The 18,852-nt window shown below is 45.7% G+C and carries 12 protein-coding genes; 8 read left to right on the forward strand and 4 right to left on the reverse strand.

Features of this window, described 5'->3' with window-relative positions:
* From COW15_RS05885 to COW15_RS05905, 5 genes are all read left to right on the forward strand, one after another.
* Positions 1-2,793: VCBS repeat-containing protein (locus tag COW15_RS05885; RefSeq protein ID WP_293630909.1), on the forward strand; the 2,793-nt coding region annotated here is incomplete at its 5' end.
* Positions 2,794-2,904: 111 nt separating this feature from the next.
* Positions 2,905-6,072 carry a CRTAC1 family protein gene (locus COW15_RS05890; protein ID WP_293630911.1) on the forward strand — a complete coding sequence of 1,056 codons (3,168 nt, stop codon included), beginning with the start codon at positions 2,905-2,907 and terminating at the stop codon, positions 6,070-6,072.
* On the forward strand, positions 6,072-8,291 hold the full coding sequence (locus COW15_RS05895) for a DUF255 domain-containing protein (protein WP_293630913.1): 2,220 nt from the start codon (positions 6,072-6,074) through the stop codon (positions 8,289-8,291). Before COW15_RS05890 ends, COW15_RS05895 begins: the two co-directional genes overlap by 1 nt.
* A gap of 224 nt (positions 8,292-8,515) precedes the next feature.
* Positions 8,516-9,541 (forward strand): dTDP-glucose 4,6-dehydratase, encoded by a 1,026-nt coding sequence (gene rfbB / locus COW15_RS05900; protein WP_293630915.1) that lies wholly within the window; start codon positions 8,516-8,518, stop codon positions 9,539-9,541.
* Positions 9,542-10,099: 558 nt separating this feature from the next.
* Entirely contained in the window at positions 10,100-10,402 is a 303-nt protein-coding gene (locus tag COW15_RS05905; RefSeq protein ID WP_293630916.1) for a GIY-YIG nuclease family protein, read from the forward strand.
* Positions 10,403-10,627: 225 nt separating this feature from the next.
* Here COW15_RS05905 and COW15_RS05910 read toward each other — a convergent pair whose 3' ends face one another.
* Positions 10,628-11,254, reverse strand: a complete 627-nt coding sequence (locus COW15_RS05910; RefSeq protein ID WP_293630918.1) for a HutD family protein — start codon at positions 11,252-11,254, stop codon at positions 10,628-10,630.
* Positions 11,255-11,262: 8 nt separating this feature from the next.
* Positions 11,263-11,703: a copper resistance protein NlpE gene (locus tag COW15_RS05915; protein ID WP_293630920.1), complete on the reverse strand. Its 441-nt coding sequence runs from the start codon at positions 11,701-11,703 to the stop codon at positions 11,263-11,265.
* Positions 11,704-12,119: 416 nt separating this feature from the next.
* Between COW15_RS05915 and COW15_RS05920 the strand changes: the two genes are divergently transcribed.
* The 3 genes from COW15_RS05920 to rfbC all read left to right on the forward strand — a co-directional run bounded on the left by COW15_RS05920 (position 12,120) and on the right by rfbC (position 15,555).
* Positions 12,120-13,487, forward strand: coding sequence for a GAF domain-containing sensor histidine kinase (locus COW15_RS05920; RefSeq protein WP_293630922.1), 1,368 nt, complete (start codon positions 12,120-12,122; stop codon positions 13,485-13,487).
* Positions 13,488-14,138: 651 nt separating this feature from the next.
* Positions 14,139-15,029 carry a glucose-1-phosphate thymidylyltransferase RfbA gene (rfbA, locus tag COW15_RS05925; RefSeq protein WP_293630924.1) on the forward strand — a complete coding sequence of 297 codons (891 nt, stop codon included), beginning with the start codon at positions 14,139-14,141 and terminating at the stop codon, positions 15,027-15,029.
* Positions 15,016-15,555, forward strand: coding sequence for a dTDP-4-dehydrorhamnose 3,5-epimerase (gene rfbC, locus COW15_RS05930; RefSeq protein ID WP_293630925.1), 540 nt, complete (start codon positions 15,016-15,018; stop codon positions 15,553-15,555). The genes rfbA and rfbC overlap by 14 nt, the downstream gene beginning before the upstream one ends.
* A 130-nt stretch (positions 15,556-15,685) precedes the next feature.
* Here rfbC and COW15_RS05935 read toward each other — a convergent pair whose 3' ends face one another.
* Together COW15_RS05935 and COW15_RS05940 are read right to left on the reverse strand one after the other, a co-directional pair.
* Positions 15,686-18,067 carry a YjbH domain-containing protein gene (locus COW15_RS05935; protein WP_293630926.1) on the reverse strand — a complete coding sequence of 794 codons (2,382 nt, stop codon included), beginning with the start codon at positions 18,065-18,067 and terminating at the stop codon, positions 15,686-15,688.
* A complete protein-coding gene (locus tag COW15_RS05940) occupies positions 18,067-18,852 on the reverse strand; it encodes a capsule biosynthesis GfcC family protein (protein WP_293630927.1) in 786 nt (261 codons plus the stop codon). The genes COW15_RS05935 and COW15_RS05940 overlap by 1 nt, the downstream gene beginning before the upstream one ends.

Raw genomic sequence — 18,852 nt, forward strand, 5'->3', positions numbered from 1 at the left:
GGCGTCTTTGATGGCACGGTCACCACCAACCTTGGTAGCTTCAGTATCACGGTCAGCAACACCAATGATGCGCCGGTGATTTCGGGCACGCCCGCGACCTCGGTTAATGAGGACAGTGCCTACAGCTTCACCCCCACCGCGAGCGATGAGGATAGCGGCGACAGTTTAGTCTTTAGCATTAGCAATATGCCAAGCTGGGCGAGCTTCAATAGCAGCACGGGTCAATTAAGTGGCACTCCCACCAATTTGGATGTGGGCACGACTTCTGGGATCATAATTTCTGTCTCTGATGCAACTGAATCTGTCAATTTAGCTGTGTTTAATATTGAAGTGGTTAATGTCAATGATGAGCCCGTTATTGAGGGTTCTCCTTCGTTAACTGTCGAAGAGGATTCAAGTTATATTTTTATCCCCACTGTGAGTGATGAAGATGAAGGTGATAGCTTAAGCTTTATTATTGCAAATAAACCCAGTTGGGCGAGTTTCGACACAAGTAACGGGACGTTATCAGGAACGCCGACAAACGATGATGTTGGGGTGACAAACGATGTCATGATTTCTGTTACCGATGGCACTATGCAGATTGATTTACCAGCGTTTAGCATTGAAGTGCTCAATGTGAACGATGCACCTGTTTTTGATGCTGAGCCCAATTTGGAGGGACAGGCTGGGGCGACATACCGCTACTTGGTCGAGGTATCGGATGTGGATGTTGGTAGTGAGTTGACGTTAAGCCTGTTAACGGGTCCTGACTGGCTGCAGTTGAGTGGCAATTTACTCAGTGGTACGCCTCCCTTGTCAGCAGCCGATCAAACTTTTGATATCGTTTTGGGATTAACGGATGGCATAGTAGATACGTTAGTGACCCAAGAGTTTAGTTTAATGGTCGCGCAACCAACCGATACAGAGGTCGCGGTTCAGTTCTACTTCTCACCGGCACCCGCAGTTATTAATCAAAATGTTAACTTGATTACTGAGATCAATAATGTCGGCTATACCGCAGCGAAAGGCGTTACCTATGATATCGAATATGGTGCTCAGTTCAGTCTGTCGTCTATGCCTGAGTTCTGTAGTGAGGTTTCGGTGGGTCATATCACCTGCGTGCTCAATGATGAGTTAGCCATTAGTGCTCAAGTGACGAGCGTTATCAGCTTTGCTGTCGTTGATATTGCTGCTGGATTTAGTACTGCGAAGCTTAGCCTTGTGGGTGATAATCTTGATGATGTCACCACGACAGAAACCGCCAGTATATTGCTTGCAAATACTCTGGCGATTCTGCCTGGCGCTATTCTATCGAGCACGCCTGCGAATGCAGGATACGCCGTTGATATTAATGGCGACTCGTTTGCAGATTTGTTGGTTTATCAGGCTGCAACTGCAGATATTCAGGTCTTGCTAAATGACGGGTTAGGTCAGTTAGTTGAGTCTTCAAGGATCCCAGTCACCTCCGCGCTGACATCGTTGGTGGTCGCAGATATTAATGGTGATGGCTTACCCGATATTGTCACAACAGGCGGGGCGAGCGGCATTTCTAAGGCGTATATGTTGACTGCAGCATTTGAAGTCGCCTCGGAAGAGTCCCTTGATGCCGTACTTGCTGATATTGCCGTTGTGGCTGATGTCAATTTGGATGGTCATCCAGAGGTTATCCTTGCGGGTATTTATCAAGCTCAAATTGCTATCTATTCTGGTCTCGGAACTGGCGCAACCTCAGTGCAGTTGTTGCCGTTTACTTTACCTGCACCTGCACCTGCGCTTGCTACAGCAAAGAAAAACTTAGCACCTATGGCTGAGGATGTAATAGAAACTGGAGTGACATCGCTGAATCTTGTACAGGACAGCTCAAATATCAGCATATTAGCGACCTATCAAGGGCAAACTCCCATATTGCATAAATTAAACGGAACCGTTTGGGCAGGGACGGCTGTGCAAAGTTTGACTGATCAGAGTGAGAAAATAGTCACCGCTGATTTGGAACAGGATGGCATGCTCGATCTCTTCGTTTATGACAATAACGGATGGCGACTCGTTGCCAATGCGTTTGATGCTGAGTTTGTTGTCAGTAAAGTGAGCTTCCCTCGTGTTGATAATATTCTCATTCGTGATTTGGAAGCCGATGGTGTGCCTGAAATATTATTGCTGACTAAAACAGGTGTCAGTATTTGGCATTACTATGGCATTAACGATATTCGCCCTGATAACGCAATCATTACGGGGACGGATATTGCAAAGTTAGAACTGATTGACTTGGATAATGATGGCAATTTGGACGTTGTCGTGTTTGATGCTCAAAATGGATTATCAGCATGGTACGTCAGTGCAAGTGGTTCAATTGGTCGTCAAGATGTTGATTTGGCACTTTACGCTCAGGATGCCAGTTTCCCGAAAGTTAACGAAAGTTCATTAGTGACATGGACAGTGCAGAACAAAGGGGATGCTCAAGCGACAGAAGTGATGCTGGATATCAATGTCCCGTCAGACTTGGCTGTGACCACACTTCCTAGCGAGTGTGTTTTAGGCGATGGAAAAATCCGGTGTGCGATAGGAACGCTTGAGGTGGCTCAAAGTGTTGATATTCAAATGTGGTTGACGCCGATATCGACGGGAGAATTTGCCCTCAACGGTATGGTTTCAAGTTTTGAATATGACATAGGGGCGTCTAATAATCAGAACCAAGTTAACTTCGATGTGATTAACCCGAAAGAGGGGGAAAATAGCGGTGGTGGATTCCCCATTTGGGCTTTATTTACCTTGGTAATATGCCTGTTCAGTCGGTTTCAAAACCGTCGCTAATCGCGATGTTGCTTAGCGGATATAACTATAATGGGTGCAGGGCTTATTAGCCCTGTACTATTTTTGTGCGTTTTACCTATATTAGGTGTTAAGTTGGGAAGGATTGGGTCTATGGGAATTAAGACTTTTACTATAAGTGCAGTGACACTAAGTGTACTGTTGTCGATGGCCACCAGTATTGCGGAAACAAATCCGAATATGTCAGTGACGGATTTGCCCGTCCACGATGAAGGTTTGTTGCGGTTGATGGGAAAGTTAGAGTCCGTACGTGATCCTAAATGCCACGCGACAGCGACCCGTTTAGAAGGTCTCATTTATGGTACTCCTCTTTCTGATGCCGCACGTTACGCTAAAGCCGAATATCAGAAACATCTCATCCGAGAAATTTGGCTCCTTGCTGCAAAGGCGCACCCTAGTGCAGAACGTATTAGTTTAAGTGATGTTAAACCCATAGTCGCTTCATTGTTTACCGCGACAGAATCTAAAGATCATTGGACTGTCACTACCCCAAAAGCGAGCGTGGTTGTCGATTCAAGGGATCAGAAGCATTACGGCTCTATTGCTTATAGTTTCAGAGCCATGTTGGCCGTGCAGCAAGATGCGCTGCTTGATATGGAGGTTAACTTACCGCCATTGGCAGATGATGCCGTCGAATTTATTCGAGGCCAATTGGATTTAGTGACCCTATCACTTCTGAAGGAGGCAGATCTTATTGCCCGTGGCCTTGATGAGTATGAAGTGAGTGAAAAAAGTCTTAGTCAAAGTTGGGCTCGGTTATTCCCAGAGTTTACCGATACGAAACAGAGTGTGTCTGCTACTACGGTCAGCAGTGGCAAAACGGCTAAAACAGGGCTGCTGAATGAAATTGTTGATTTAAAAATCGCCGCGTTTCAGCAATACAATCAAGTCAATCAAACGTTATTTTCCCGTAATCTGCAAGTCTATTTTGCCAAGTTGGCTTTGCCAAAGGATGCGCAAAAGTCAGCGGAATTTACCCGTTATTTTACCGAAGCTATGGTTGCATTTGCAGGTAGCTTTTATCTTCAATCACAGGCGGCTGTTAAACAAGGTCAGGTAATTAAAGAGGCCGATGTTGATGTGGCGATGGATAATATTTTGCCTCATAGTGTTAACGAATATGAAGATGTGATTTTTTATCCCAATTACCCATATGCACAACAAATTGAGATTGAAGCCTATGACATGGACTCGTTTCGTGACTCAGGACTGCACTGGTTCTATTTAAAAGAAGCTCTGGCTGATTTAGGTGACCGGGTGACCATCGAAGCGGATCCGTTTGCCGCGGAGCTATTGACCGAAGCGATTGCGCATTACGGGGTATTGTTGCTACGTGCCGCGGGAGAAGAGGGCAAGGCAAAAGGGGCCAGCGAGCTAGATGCAAGCTTTGTGACCGCAGCATATAACCGTATAGCAAAGCAAGTTGATGCCTATCATCAATATGTTCCCGAGCCAGTGACCACGCCGACGATTCTATCTGCCTCAACAGAAACCGATGCAGCAATTAAGTTTTTTACCAACGTCACCGATAAGCAGCACATTAATATCGAGCACCGATCTTCAGATTGGTTAAGCCGCCAACTTCGTAGCTACCTTAATAAAGATACTAATACTGGCATTATTACGATCCCACCGGCGTTCGGCGGTGGTGGTGTTGCCGCAGAAGATATTAATGGCGATGGCTTAACCGATTTACTCGTGTTGAGTGGTGTGGGTAATAAGTTGTATGTCAATCGTGGTGATGTTTTTGAAGATGTGACCGTTAAATCAGGCCTGAGCAATGTGAGCCAGCGAGCCGTTAGCCAAGGTAACGCAGGATCCAAGGTCGGCGGACTTGCAGGTGAACCCCGTCAGCCATTAATTGCCGATTTTGATAATGATGGCGATCAAGACATTATGATCACTTATGTCGATGAACCTCATCGTATTTACAGCAATAATGGTGATGGTACCTTTACTGAGAAAACCGAGATTGCCAAGCTTGGCGGCGCGGGTCATATAGGTGGCCCCGCAACCACATTCGATGTCAATAACGACGGCCTTCTCGATATCTATATCGAGTATTTTGGTAATTATTTAACGGGCAGTTTACCGACATTGAAGCGCCGCAACGATAATGGTGAGCCAAACGAATTGTTCATTAATAAAGGCAATTTTGTTTTTGAAAAGGCTGAAGATGCATTGGGTGCCAATAACTCGGGTTGGGGCCAGGCCGTCACCCATACCGATCTTAATATGGATGGTTGGCAAGACCTGATAGTGGGCAATGATTTCGGTGTTAATGCGTATTACATCAACCAGCAAGGCAAAGGATTTGTCGACTATGCCGCTAAAATTGGCACGAGTAAGCCTTCATATACCATGAATCTTAGCTTAAGTGATTTAAATGGTGATGGTTTACCGGATGTGTACGTGTCAAATATTGTCACTATGAATAAAGATCAAAAATATGTGTTACCAAGTGAAGACACTCAAGCGCAGTTCAATCCAGATAAATTGGCTAACATGCGTGTTGTCGAAGGTAATGATTTATTTATCTCAGGCAAAAACGCTAATGGAGCGTTACGTTACCAAGCGAGTGATAAAATTGGCAGAGGTTACTCTTCCACTGGGTGGGCATGGGATGCGGACTTCTTTGATGTCGATAATGACGGTGATGAAGACCTTTATGTGTTAAATGGCATGAATGATTACTATGTCTATTCCTCCAGCAATCCTTATTATTCCGACCCTAACACGGGTGAAGCGATGACGGGGTATTTTCCGGATGCAGCTAAAGCCAGTAATGTGTTTTTCTTAAATACTAATGGTGGGCTGTCTAATGTGTCGGAGCGAAGCGGCTTGGACTTTGTTGCGAACTCACGGTCTGCGGCGTATTTAGATTTTGATAATGATGGTGACTTAGATGTCATCGTAAATAACTACCATGATAAAGCACAGCTATTTGAGAATCAGGCTAACACTCTCAATAATCATTGGTTGAAGATCCGTTTAATTGGTTCACCTGAAAATGGTGTTAATTTAGATGGGATTGGAGCACAAATTATTGTTGGGTATGGTGATAAAGGATATAGCTGGCGGCAAGTGTCGGGGAGTCAAGGGTATATGTCAGTGCACCCGAAAGAGCAATCCATCGGTCTTGGCAAATCAACCCTAGCTAAAGTGGTCATCATTTGGCCCAATGGTAAACGTCAAAGGTTAAATAATGTAAAAGCTAACCAAGCTTACACTGTCAAATATGAGGCGAAAGCTGTTCAGTGATGCGTTTATTTTTGCTAGCGATAGCGCTGTTGAGTTACAGCGCTATCGCCGATAGTTATTCTTCACTTTTTGAAGCTAGGCGTGGTTGGTTCAATGAGCGGAATATTCTCGATAGCGCGATCAAAGAAAATGGACAACCGAAATACGTTAATTCGTTAATCGCCGCTGAATCACCCTATTTACTGAGTCATTCGCTACAACCCGTCAATTGGTTGCAGTGGCAAGCCCGTTTCGAGCAAGCGTTTGCGAGTGATAATAAACTGATATTTATCTCTATCGGTTACGAAACTTGTCATTGGTGTCATGTGATGGCACAGGAAAGCTTTAATTCTGAAGCGGTGGCGGCCATGCTAAATCGACATTTTGTGAGCATTAAAGTCGACCGTGAACAATGGCCATTGGTCGATAACCGTTACAAGCTTGCTTTAGAGCTTTTAAAGGGAGAGGCTGGCTGGCCAATCAATGTGATCTTAACGCCGCAAGGTAAGGTTATCTGGGCGGATTCTTACCTTCCCGAAAGTCAGTTTGTTAAAGTGATTAGCGCCCTCGGTCAGCGGTGGCAAACAAGCCCCGAATCTTTGCTCGCCGTCGCGGATAGAATATCGGCACAGTTAGTGACACCTCTTAATCCCGTGAGCCCTAATCATTTAGATCCACATGTTGTTATTCGTGAACTCAATGCTAAACGGTTAAAGACTTTGGCGGATGAAGCTCGTCGTAGTGGTCCAAGATTCCTCCGAGAATATTGGTTGTTGGGATTATTAGAACAATATCTTGCCCATGGTGATGAACGCATTATTGATGTGGTAACACAGCATGTTGATACTATTTTATTGAGCCCAACCTATGATGCCATCGAGGGTGGTTTTCATCGTTATGCTGTAGATGGATTGTGGCAACAACCTCATTTCGAAAAGATGCTTTACACACAAGCATTTATGGTCAAAGTGCTTGCACGCCTCTACCTCATTACGGCTAAACCTCAGTATCTGGCTGCGATGGAACAAACGATCAACTGGGTCGACAGTTTCTTATATCAACCCTATGGCCGTTCATCTGCAATGTCAGCTATTTCTGATGGCGGAGAGGGAAGCTATTACCGTTTTATTGAGACTGACCAAGCATTACTATCAGATGCAGGATTTAATTTTTATGCCAATAGTCAGCCGAATTTAGTGGCATTGGCGAATTTAGATATGGATTGGCGCAATAATCAATGGCACCGGAAATTGGTCGCGTTACGCCATCAAAATGTTGCGCCCTTGGTCGATGAGAAAATTATCGTCAGTTGGAATGCGATGTATATTGATGCATTGGTTGATGCTTATCAGGTGACGAATAATGAGCAATTTTTAGCGACAGCCTCAGAGATTGCCGAGCAACTTTGGCAGATGGCGCGTCGTAATAACAAGCTGCACCGAATTGTTTTCCAAGGACGAGCCAGCATTGAGGCGACTTCAGAAGATTATGCTTGGTTTGCCAAAGCATTACTTAATTTGAGTCTCTATAAAACCACGTATCAATCTAACCTTGTCCAACGTACTTTGGCTGAACATGCTAATAGGTTTTCCATTAGAGAACGAGCAGCTTGGTTGTTGGATGCATTGGTTAAAGATTATCGCTTTGAAACCTTGCAGGAATTGAGCAACGATGGGGAATTGCCGTCGGTCTACTCGAGCGTTTATCAAGCGATGGCTTTAGGGCACAGGAACTTGGGCAGCAAGGAATATCGAACGATTGCGAGTCAACTGATAAAAAATCATAGCTCGAAATCCGATGATGTCGAAGACAATTATAGTTTTTGGGCGGCGGCCGCACAGCAAACGGATAGCCCAGTTTTGCGAGCATCTTATTTTGCGAAAGGACATGGAAAGGTTTCACTGATTCGTCGTGGGGGCCATCTGGAGGTTAAACTCGATTTAGAGCCAGGTTGGCATGTAAATGCAAATCCTAGTACCAATGAAAAACTGATAGCGACTGAAGTTGAAGTGGTAGGCGATACTGCTGCTTTCGAGATTGGCTATCCCAGCCCGCAGCTTCGGCAACTAGGCTTTAGTCAGTCACTCTTGAAGTTATATGACGATCAAACAAGCATTCTTTTACGCCCGACATCCACTTCATCGGTGAACATATCCGGCCTTACCAAGGTAAAAGTACGACTACAGGCCTGTTCAGACAAGCTCTGCTTATTACCTGAAACTATTATCTTATTGCTTTAATTGAGATGTTGTATAGCTGGGTGATGTGGTTAGACCATACTGGTTAGGACATTAACAAGTCCTCGTGCTAGCCACCTTGTACGACTGGTTTCGTCTTAATATTCTCTCTGAAAAAGTGTTATGCCTAGGAAGTTGAGCTTCTCAGATGCTAGCAAGCTCGTTCTGCTTTTCTGATATACTTCCTTACTTTTGGTTTTCTAAGATTTTGCTGTGTGGTAGATATTATGCGGATTTTGGTTACTGGTGGCTCTGGTTTTATTGGCTCGGCTTTGGTTCGTATGTTGATTGAGCAAACGGAGTCAGTGGTGCTCAACTTCGATAAGCTGACCTATGCGAGCCATCCCGAATCTCTGGCTGGTGTTGCCGATAGTGAGCGCTATCATTTTGTACAGGCAGATATTTGCGATAGGGCAAGGTTAGAGCAGGTGCTGCAGCAATTCCAACCCGATCTTGTGATGCATTTAGCGGCCGAAAGCCATGTGGATCGTTCGATAGATGGACCCGCGGAGTTTATTCAAACCAATATTGTGGGAACATACACGCTGCTCGAGGCATGTCGTGGCTACTATCAAACTTTAGAACAAACACAACAGCACCGTTTTCGATTACATCATATTTCTACCGATGAGGTTTACGGCTCCCTTGGTGAAACGGGGCTGTTTAGTGAAGCCTGCGCCTATGATCCCAGTTCTCCTTATTCTGCCAGCAAAGCCTCGGCGGACCATCTGGTTCGTGCCTGGCATCGCACCTATGGTTTACCGATAGTTATTACTAACTGTTCTAATAATTATGGTCCTTTTCAATATCCTGAAAAGCTAATCCCTTTAATGGTGAATAATGCGTTATTGGGAAAACCACTGCCCGTTTACGGCAATGGCCAGCAGGTGCGGGATTGGTTATATGTCGATGATCATGTTAAGGCGTTATTTTTAGTCGCAACGGAGGGGCAGCTTGGGGAGACCTATAATGTTGGCGGCTCAAATGAATGCACTAATCTTGCTGTGGTGCAGCAAGTTTGTGATTTATTAGAGGAGTTAGTGCCCACTCATCCGCAGTCTCTGGCCATGAGCAGTATGGGGTTTCGTGATTTAATACAACATGTTGATGACCGTCCAGGCCATGATGTGCGTTATGCGATCGATGCTAGCAAACTTGAGCGTGAACTTGGCTGGCGCGCACAAGAATCCTTTAGTTCAGGCCTTAGAAAGACCGTAGCTTGGATCGTTAAACAGAACGATGTCTGGAGCTAGGGCGTTCTTTGGCCAGCTAAGACGCCACTTGCATGGATCTAGAATCATGGCTCTAGAATCTAGGGCGTTGCTGCGTAACTGCTAGGGCGCTTTGCTGCTAGATCCTAGGAACACCGCTTTGCGGCTACGGAATGCGCCACTTACGATTTACAGAACGGACTTTGCCCTGACGGTGAGTGAGCTTGCGCGCGTTCCGTAATCCGTCCACCGTAAGCGTAGCGTTCCGTTAAGCGTCAACGAAGTGTTTTATCATCTAGGGCGCGGGCACTTTTCCCTATTCTTTGTCATTCCAGTCCGTGAAAGTCTGAATCTAAGACTCTCGTCATTCCCGCGAACGCGGGAATCCATACTAACGTCTTTTGGTAGCTTAAAGCGTAGTGACTTAAAGCTAAAAGCTGGATCCCCGCGTTCGCGAGGATGACGGTATAAAAGCTGGATCCCTGCGTTCGCGAGGATGACAGCATACTCCTTCGTCATTCCCGCGTAGGCGGGAATCCAGCTTCTGAGTTATTATTTAAATCTCGTATAAAATGGATTGCCACAACTCAAGGATGAACGATGCAACCCTATGTTTACATTATGGCTAGCCAATTTAATGGTACTTTATATATTGGTGTAACAAGTCATCTAGAGCAGCGGATATGGCAGCATAAAAACGCCATTATTGATGGATTTACCCATAAATATAAAGTTGATCAGTTAGTGTACTTCGAATCTCATCAATCTATGTATGAGGCTATCACTAGAGAAAAACAGCTGAAAAAATGGCGTCGTGAATGGAAAATTGAGCTGATTAATTCACAAAATCCAACGTGGCAAGATTTATGGTACACGGTAATTGCTGGATCCCCGCATCGATAACTGCTCCTGCGTTATTCTACCTCCTGCATCCATGCAGTCGTCCGCGAGGATGACTGTGTAAAGGGGGGAGGATGACGGTGTGAAAGCGAGGATGACAGCCTAAGAGTGGCTAGGATGACAACGTAACAGCAATCGGCTTTTTCCGTAATCCGTCCTCCGTCAGCGAAGCGTTCCGTCAACTGTGAACTACGCGTTCTGTTATCTAGGAAGGTTATTTCACAACTTTTAGGGCGTCGCTTTGTTCCTGCTAAGGGTAATGCTGAGCCATTCGGTTGGGTTATCGCTTTTGAAATTGAGCGGTTCGCCATAGGGGCAGAGCAATAAATCGTAGCGTTCAAGCTCAGTTAAATGGCCATTCAGGTCCCATATAACGGGTTCTAAACACAAGAGTAATTGTATTGGTGTGTTTTTGTTCTGTGTTGTGTCGAGCGGGTTTCTGCTTGAACCATAAATAAAAGTGTTGTTAATACAAATTTTTTCGATATTGGAGCTGTATCTGCTCCGTTTGGTCATTACATTGAAATCGAGAACTTGGCCATCCAGTAATTGGCTCTCAATTTGAGTTTCACCCTTAAAATTAAAAGGGGCATCATTGGGGGTTAATATGGCGCAGTTATTGTGACCCTCTCCTTGAATATACAGTTTAAGTCCTCCACCTTCGAGCAAGCATAGTTGTCTATCTATGCCGATAAATTGTGAGAAAGGGCCGCTACTCGAAACCCTGGCTATGCTTATCCGATAATCAAAATCAGATAAATCCGCATGGCTTGGGGAAATCAGTAATTGTTTGGTACTACCGCCGCCATTTTTCCATGGTGTTGATGGGCATTCTCGATAGCGGATAAGTTGCATGTTTTTTATCAACCTTTCTTCTTCAACACATAATGCTCGGCAAGTTCGCCGGTAATGCGTTTGCCTTCAGTGTCTAGCATGATGAGTTGGTTTTCACCGACTAAATATTGGCTACCATCCGCTAGGGTGATATTGCGCCCTTGAGCATCCCAAACTGCGGTGCCTGTTACTTTGAAAATCCGCTCATCTTTGCCTAAATAAACTGTCTTTAGCTCGAAGCTGTTATCTGCCAGCAGGCTGATATGGGTTTGGATCCCCTCACAGCTTGCACAGGGAAGGACGCCTTCATATTCACCGGGCCAGTCGAGTGCATTTTTGCTGGTATCGCCAAGGGGAATGCTCGAAGTTGTTTCGGTTTGTGCCGCTGCATTTTCGCTTGGCTGTGCGGGTTCTGAGCAGGCTGTGGTGAACAGGGCTAAAAGGGCGATTGTCAAGAGTGATTTGTTCATACTCGATCCCATTAGTTGAATAAAACTTAGCATGTCAGTAGTTATCATACCTGGCAAGGCGTGTTGAACCAAACTTCTCTTATTATCATGTTATAACAATGTGTTATTTGCATTTTGATTGTTTATTTCGCAGATAGAACTTACCCTTGGTGAAGATAAATTGTTGTAGTGATGGCAAGCTTTGGTTCTGATTTTCACTCTTGCGGCTCATCATTTGGGGTGAATAATGGCACTTCACTCCTCGTTTCGCGATCACTCACTTACCAGAGCGAACAAAATTTAATCTCGAAACGTCAACATGCCCTCGTCACTTTCTAGATTGAATCTATACTAAAATCTATCTCTTAGTGCTTGAGAGATGGGCTTGTGGTGTTATCGAAAAACAATACAGAATCTTTAGGTGGATCAATATCATTATGACGCGCATGTTAGACAGCATTCTATTCGATGTAAGTCAGTCCCAGGTGATCGATCAGGGGGATTTAACACAGGCATCGCAGTTGATTGTGTCATCCGTCTGCAAGGGGCTTAACATTTCCCGTGCCGGGATCTGGCTGTGGAGTGAAGATCACCAAAGCATTCAGTGTTTTTTTCTGCTCGATAATGCGAATGCGCGCGCGCAGGAGCCATTAGCGATAACCCGTACCCAATATCCTCATTATTTCAGCTTGTTAGATAACGAACGCACTATCGTTGCTAATAACGCGCAAACGGATCTTGCCACCCACGAGTTTTTGACTGGATATCTACTGCCCAATCACATCACCTCAATGCTCGATAGCCCGATACGACGCAGTGGTAAGATGGTTGGAATTATTTGCTCTGAACATCGAGGTGAACCCCGTGAGTGGACTCGGGATGAAAAAGCATTTGCTTCCGCGCTAGCCGATTTGTTTGCGCGCGCAATGAGTGCTAAGGAAATTTTTGATTATCAACAACAATTAAAGGCAATCAATGCGGATCTTGAAAGCCAAGTTGAGCATAGAACAAAAGAATTAGAGGCGGCATTAGCTAACCTGAAATCGACCCAAAACCACCTCGTTGAGAACGAAAAAATGGCGGCACTCGGAAGCTTAGTCGCTGGGGTCGCCCATGAAGTCAATACGCCATTGGGGATTGCGGTAACGTCGGTAACCCATTGTTTAGATGAACTGGCATTATTGAAGAGATTTTTTGAGCGTAATGAGCTGGATGAAGACAAGTTTTTAAGTTTTATCAATACTATGCAAGATGGTTTAGGGTTAATCGAACGTAATCTTTCGCGGGCGGCTGAGTTAGTGCACAACTTTAAACGTACTGCGGCCGATCAGTCCGTTCTGGAGCGTGAACGCTTTAATCTAAAGACCTATATATTCCAGATTTTTAGCTCGTTAAGGCCTTTAATGCGTAAGAAAAATATCACCTTAACCGTTGAGTTGGATGACAATATTTTTATCGATTCTTATCCCGGTGCGATTGCCCAAATATTTACTAACTTAGTGGCGAATAGTTTTCGCCATGGTTTTCCTGACGATTTTTCGGGAGATAAAGCAATCACTATTCGGGTTGACAAACTCAATGAGCAAATTCGAATGATGTATCAGGATAACGGTGTGGGTATGTCCGATGAGGTTAAGGCGAAGGCGTTTGAGCCCTTTTTTACTACCGCGCGCAAGGACGGCGGCACTGGGCTTGGTATGTCCATTATTTATAATCTGGTGACGCAGAAATTAAATGGCAGTATTTTGCTGACTTCCCACCCAAACCAAGGCGTAAAAGTCGAAATTCAGATCCCCGAGCGGTAAATAGGACGCTCGCAGGCTTGCTCTAGAACGTCGCTGCGTGGCTCTAGGCTCTAGACTCTAGACTCTAGCAGCGAAGCGCTCTAGTTTCTACGAACGCCGCTTTGCGGCTACGGAACGTCACTGCGTGACTGACGGTTTACAGCAAGAGCCTCGCCCTGACTGTGAGTGAGCTTGCGAGCGTTCGGTAATCCGTCAATCGTAAACGAAGTGTTCTGTTATCTAGAGGGCAGCCGCTTTTCTCCTTGTTATTCCCACTCTTTTCGTCATTCCCGCGAAGGCGGGAATCCAATCCCCTTTGTCATTCCCGCGAACGCGGGAATCCATACTAACGTCTTTTGGTGGTTGAAAGCCTAGTGACTTAGATCCAAGAGCTGGATCCCCGCATGCGCGAGGATGACGGTTGTTCCAGCTAGCCGCATTCCAGCTAGCGCGATGGATCCCCGCATTCGCGAGGATGACGGCGCAAGAGTAAAGTGCTTCGCTTCTTCCGTCAGCGCAGCGTTCCGTTCACCGTAAACGAAGTGTTCTGTCATCTAGGGCGTTGCTTCGCAACTTCTAGAACCTCGCAGGCCTTCGACCGTCCTGCTTTTCCTTGCGTTTGTATGCTACAATCCTTGCACTTTAATTGAGCCACTAATCCTAGATATATCAATGAGAAAAGGCATTTTACTGGCGGGAGGCACTGGCTCTCGACTCTATCCTATGACGCAGGTGGTGTGTAAGCAACTGCTGCCAATCTATGATAAACCTATGATTTATTATCCCCTTGTCACCCTAATGCAGGCTGGCATTCGGGAGATACTGATCATTTGTACTCCCCATGATTTACCGCTTTTTCGTGCCCTGTTAGGGGATGGCGCTCGTTGGGGGATTCGGCTCGAGTATGCCGAGCAGTCGTCGCCAAAGGGGTTGGCTGAGGCATTAATCATTGCCGAGTCCTTTTTAGCCGGGGATGCATGTGCACTCATCTTAGGTGATAACTTATTTTATGGTCAGCATCTTAGCGCAAACCTACAGAAAGCATTACAAATACAATCGGGGGCGACTGTTTTTGGCTATCATGTGGCCAATCCTAATGTCTATGGTGTGGTTGAATTTGATGACTCAGGAAAGGCTATTTCAATCGAAGAGAAACCCTTAGCGGCGCGGTCTTCCTATGCGATTCCCGGATTGTATTTTTTTGATAGTCGAGCCTGTGATTTTGCTAAGAGTGTGCATCCTTCGGCGCGGGGAGAGTTGGAGATTGTCGATGTGATCAGCCGTTATTTGAGTTTAGGTGAGCTACAGGTTGAGATTATGGGGCGAGGAACCGCCTGGCTTGATACTGGGACGCCCGACGCTATGGCAGAGGCAACACAGTTTGTTGCCGCGATTGAAAAACGGCAAGGGCTCAAAATCAATTGCCCTGAAGAAACAGCATTCTATCTAGGCTGGATTGATGCTGTACAGCTACAAGCCTTGGCGCAACCTTTATTGAAAAGTGGTTATGGTGAGTATTTGTTAGGACTGCTTAATAAACAGGTATTTAATGAAGTGTATTGAAACTGAGTTAGCTGAGGTGCTGGTATTTGAGCCCCAGGTATTTGGTGATGAACGCGGCTTTTTTATGGAAACCTTTAGGCAATCCTATTTTGATGATTGCCTTGCCAATCGAGGACTCTCTGCCGCTGTTTTTGTACAGGAGAATCACAGCCGCTCGCAGCAAAATGTCCTGCGGGGATTACATTATCAATTGCAGCAACCCCAGGGAAAGCTTGTGCGAGTGTGTGCGGGAAGTATTTTCGATGTTGCGGTGGATATTCGTAAAAATTCATCGACCTATGGGAAATGGGTCGGTCGGATATTATCGGCCGATAATCACTTGCAGATGTGGATCCCACCCGGGTTTGCCCACGGTTTTTACGTGCTGAGTGATTATGCCGATGTGATTTACCGTTGCACCGATTATTACGCGCCGCAGGATGAATATGTGCTTGCTTGGGACCATGCCGACTTCGCCATCGATTGGCCCTTGATAGCCGCACCGATTTTATCCACGCGGGACAGTGTCGCCAGCGCCGGCATTTAATGCAGGCGCGGCATTAACTTATTATTCATCGCTATTCATTGTGAGTTTGTGATTTTTAATTTCTGTTAGGGGCGAAAAACAAAACGGGCAAGATAATTCTTGCCCGTTTTTCGTTTTAGCTGGTTACTCGCTATTTTGCTGGTTCAACACTTGGTCTGGTATACCAGGGCGCGCGTGCGTCAGTGACATCAAATAAGTTGTACTTACGACCGAGCATTTGACCACCGTCACGGGTTAGCGGCACCCACGATAGGAAGGCGCGGCTGTGGGTCGACTTGATGGTCATCAGATCGAATGGCACTGAAATATAGAAACCTTTGGTAAAGCTACCCTCGCCATATTCTTCCGCCGACAGGTTAGTCTTAGTGGCAAATGCGCCGACAATCACACCGCTATCAAACTGCTTAGACAAATCGACAGTCACACCTTTATCTTCGGCGAGATATTTGCCCGCACTCACCTTTAACAGGGTGCTTGGGAACCATTCGGGTTGGTAATAGGCCGTTACATGCCCCGTAACGACACCCGTTTGTACGCGATAGGGGCGATTGGTTATAGGGTCAAATTGATGCTCTTCCTCGAAGAAGCCAAGCATACTATCGGGATCACGCTGTTTAGCATAGTTAACATCAAATCCGAAGGCCCATTGGCTATTGAGTGGGCGATACATAAACTCAGTTCCCACACCGCCATACATCATTTCTAGATAGCCACCATAGGCTTGGTAGGAGATATTTTCGCTAAGATTATCCATCCAAGTCAGTTGCAGGTTATTGATCCGCACAGGATTGTCATGAACATATTGGCGGATCAAGGTGCGGACACGTTTTAAGTCTGTGCCATCGGGTGGCACATCGTAGAGAAACTTATCGTAGTTATCATAGAGGTTAAGATAAATAGAGCCTGCAAACTCAAAGTTATCGGTAAATCGATAACTCGCCGTGCCTGTCATCCCAATATTAAACATGTAGAAGCCTTCGGAGCCGCCAAAGGATTGCACCATAGTTGGGGAAATATCGAAACCTAAGTTATCTAACCAATCTTTATCTGTGCTGGTCACCAGTTGTCCCTGCGGCAAGCTTGGGACACTCACTTGGCTCGAATCCGTCATTTTGGCATTGAGGTAACCATAGCTTGCGATGCTGGCAAATTTTTGTGCATCGATGCGTGTTTCGGTCATCGGTTGGTTATAGTGGGTCTCGATTAAACGATATTCTTTAATGCGAGTGATATCGGTATTGTTCGCTAGGATAGTGGCCGCCCTGTGATGGGCTTCGTTTCTATCTCTAAATCGAGTCTGCTCACCAATCACAGTAATACTGTCGGTATCGAGATAAATTTTGGCATTATAGTAACCTGCAATCTCTCCCAGTTGCTGCGCCACTTTTGTCCAATCGACTGTGTTTGCGACGATTTGAGGCTGTATCGAGACCTCTGCAGTGGCAACTTCCGAGGTAACTTCCTTAGTAACTTCAGCGGCAATTTGAGCTGTGGGTTCTACTTTAGTGCTCGTTACTGTACTGGCCGAAGACGGCGCGGCACTGCTTTGCTCTGAATTGGTTGATACCTGTGTTAAAGGTGCCGCGGGCAGGGGCTGATATTTAGCCGCCGCAGGGTCGAGTTTAATTTGCGTTAAAGTATTAAAATTGGTTTGCAAACTAAAGCCTAAGGTCCAAGTATTACCGCGCTCATAGCTTAAGTGCAGATCCCCCCAATCACCAAAGCGGTATAGCATGCCATAGTTAAACTTGCTGTCCTGTGGCATGGGGATATCACCACGTACAACGGGGAAGTCGGATTGATAGTCGTTGCCGTCGTATTCCACTTTTAACCGTAGGGGGTCCCAAGGGGTTTGATATTCAACTCCACCAAAAAGTGCCGCACAGCCCTTAAACCAGCGCTGGTAGTCAACAGTGCCACCTTTGCCACCATAGGAGGTGTCCCTGTCGCAGTTGTAGTTGAGATCTTTTTTATCCTGGGTGAGGTTGCCGCTATTACCTATATAGCCCCAACCTATGCCTAAGGTAAAATCTAATGGACCAACCCTTTTTGTCGCAGCAATAAATTCGCCATCAAATAAGCCTGTACCACCAAAGTCCCGTACACCTATGGAGGTTTCGGGTAGCCAATTCGTTTCTTCAAGCAGGCGAACTTTAAAGTCGATACCTTTATCTGTGTATTTAGTGTTACCACTAAAACTAGGGTCATTGCTGTATAACAGATCTTGCACTTGGGTGTATCGCACCGTGGTTTCAAACCAAGGGAATAACTGTACCGATGCACTAAAGTGCTGATAGTCATCGTTATAGCTAGTGGCGAAATTAAACTCGCCCTCGGGAGCCATGCGTCCCGTGGGCATTTGCATTAGACCCACACCACCAAAATCAGATTGTGATGGTAACAGTTGGGGGGATGAAAATTCATCGGCGACGGCATTGAATAGGGGTAAGAGCGCCAGTGACAGTGCGGATAAACGGCCTAAGCGATGGATTGAAGGGGGAGAAATTTTCATTACAGAGCCCGATTCCTGAGTAATTCAACGATGTTTGCATTTAGATCAGAGTAATCATCAAAAAGGCTTGAAAACTCAGCAAAAAGTGTTGCTCCAGGAGCGACATCCTGAACTTGATGATTCCAATAGGCGATAGGTTGTTTTATCGCTTTGCCATCGGGTTGAATGATCCAGACGAAACTATTTTCGACATTATCCAATAAGCCCGCTTGCTTAAGGTATTCTCGGCTGTCCATTTGGCTCTGCCATGCCATATTGCCAGTTTGAGCGACAGCGCCAACGACTGTCACTGTGGTTGGACGTGGAGGTAACACTAACAAAAAACGACCATCGAGGAGTGAATTATAGGCATCCGTGATCCGAACAAGATCCATATCCAAAGGCTGTATAACGCGCTGACCAAGTTTTATTTGGCGTAAAAATTGGGCTAATTGTGCCAGTTTTGCAATATAGCTGCTGTTATCTGCTTTTTGTCCCATGTCGGCTAATTGACTAAGCACTTGCTGGCGCTTAGCTTCTAAGGCTGCGGTATGTTGAATATCGAGTAGGGCTGCACCTAACCAATAGATTGGCTCTACCTCATCGTTAGTGTTTTTGTTATAGAGAGGCAGTTGTACTAAGCCGTCCTGCAGTGCTTGTCTGATCCGGATTGCGCTGGGATAGGTGATTTGTACCTGGGCATCTTTGCTCGAAGACGTCGCGACAAATAGCTGAGTTTCTGCTTGAGCCGTCGATAAAAAAAGCGTACTAGCGAGCAGTGCCAGAGGGGTTAAATAGGATCTCAT

The sequence above is a fragment of the Shewanella sp. CG12_big_fil_rev_8_21_14_0_65_47_15 genome, from assembly GCF_002783505.1.
Classification (GTDB): Bacteria; Pseudomonadota; Gammaproteobacteria; order Enterobacterales; family Shewanellaceae; genus Shewanella.

Coding starts and splice junctions, on each gene's coding strand:
- COW15_RS05890 (WP_293630911.1), top strand. CDS start 2,905: ATGGGAATTAAGACTTTTACTATAAGTGCAGTGACACTAAGTGTACTG.
- COW15_RS05895 (WP_293630913.1), top strand. CDS start 6,072: ATGCGTTTATTTTTGCTAGCGATAGCGCTGTTGAGTTACAGCGCTATC.
- rfbB (WP_293630915.1), top strand. CDS start 8,516: ATGCGGATTTTGGTTACTGGTGGCTCTGGTTTTATTGGCTCGGCTTTG.
- COW15_RS05905 (WP_293630916.1), top strand. CDS start 10,100: ATGCAACCCTATGTTTACATTATGGCTAGCCAATTTAATGGTACTTTA.
- COW15_RS05910 (WP_293630918.1), bottom strand. CDS start 11,254: ATGCAACTTATCCGCTATCGAGAATGCCCATCAACACCATGGAAAAAT.
- COW15_RS05915 (WP_293630920.1), bottom strand. CDS start 11,703: ATGAACAAATCACTCTTGACAATCGCCCTTTTAGCCCTGTTCACCACA.
- COW15_RS05920 (WP_293630922.1), top strand. CDS start 12,120: ATGACGCGCATGTTAGACAGCATTCTATTCGATGTAAGTCAGTCCCAG.
- rfbA (WP_293630924.1), top strand. CDS start 14,139: ATGAGAAAAGGCATTTTACTGGCGGGAGGCACTGGCTCTCGACTCTAT.
- rfbC (WP_293630925.1), top strand. CDS start 15,016: ATGAAGTGTATTGAAACTGAGTTAGCTGAGGTGCTGGTATTTGAGCCC.
- COW15_RS05935 (WP_293630926.1), bottom strand. CDS start 18,067: ATGAAAATTTCTCCCCCTTCAATCCATCGCTTAGGCCGTTTATCCGCA.
- COW15_RS05940 (WP_293630927.1), bottom strand. CDS start 18,852: ATGAGATCCTATTTAACCCCTCTGGCACTGCTCGCTAGTACGCTTTTT.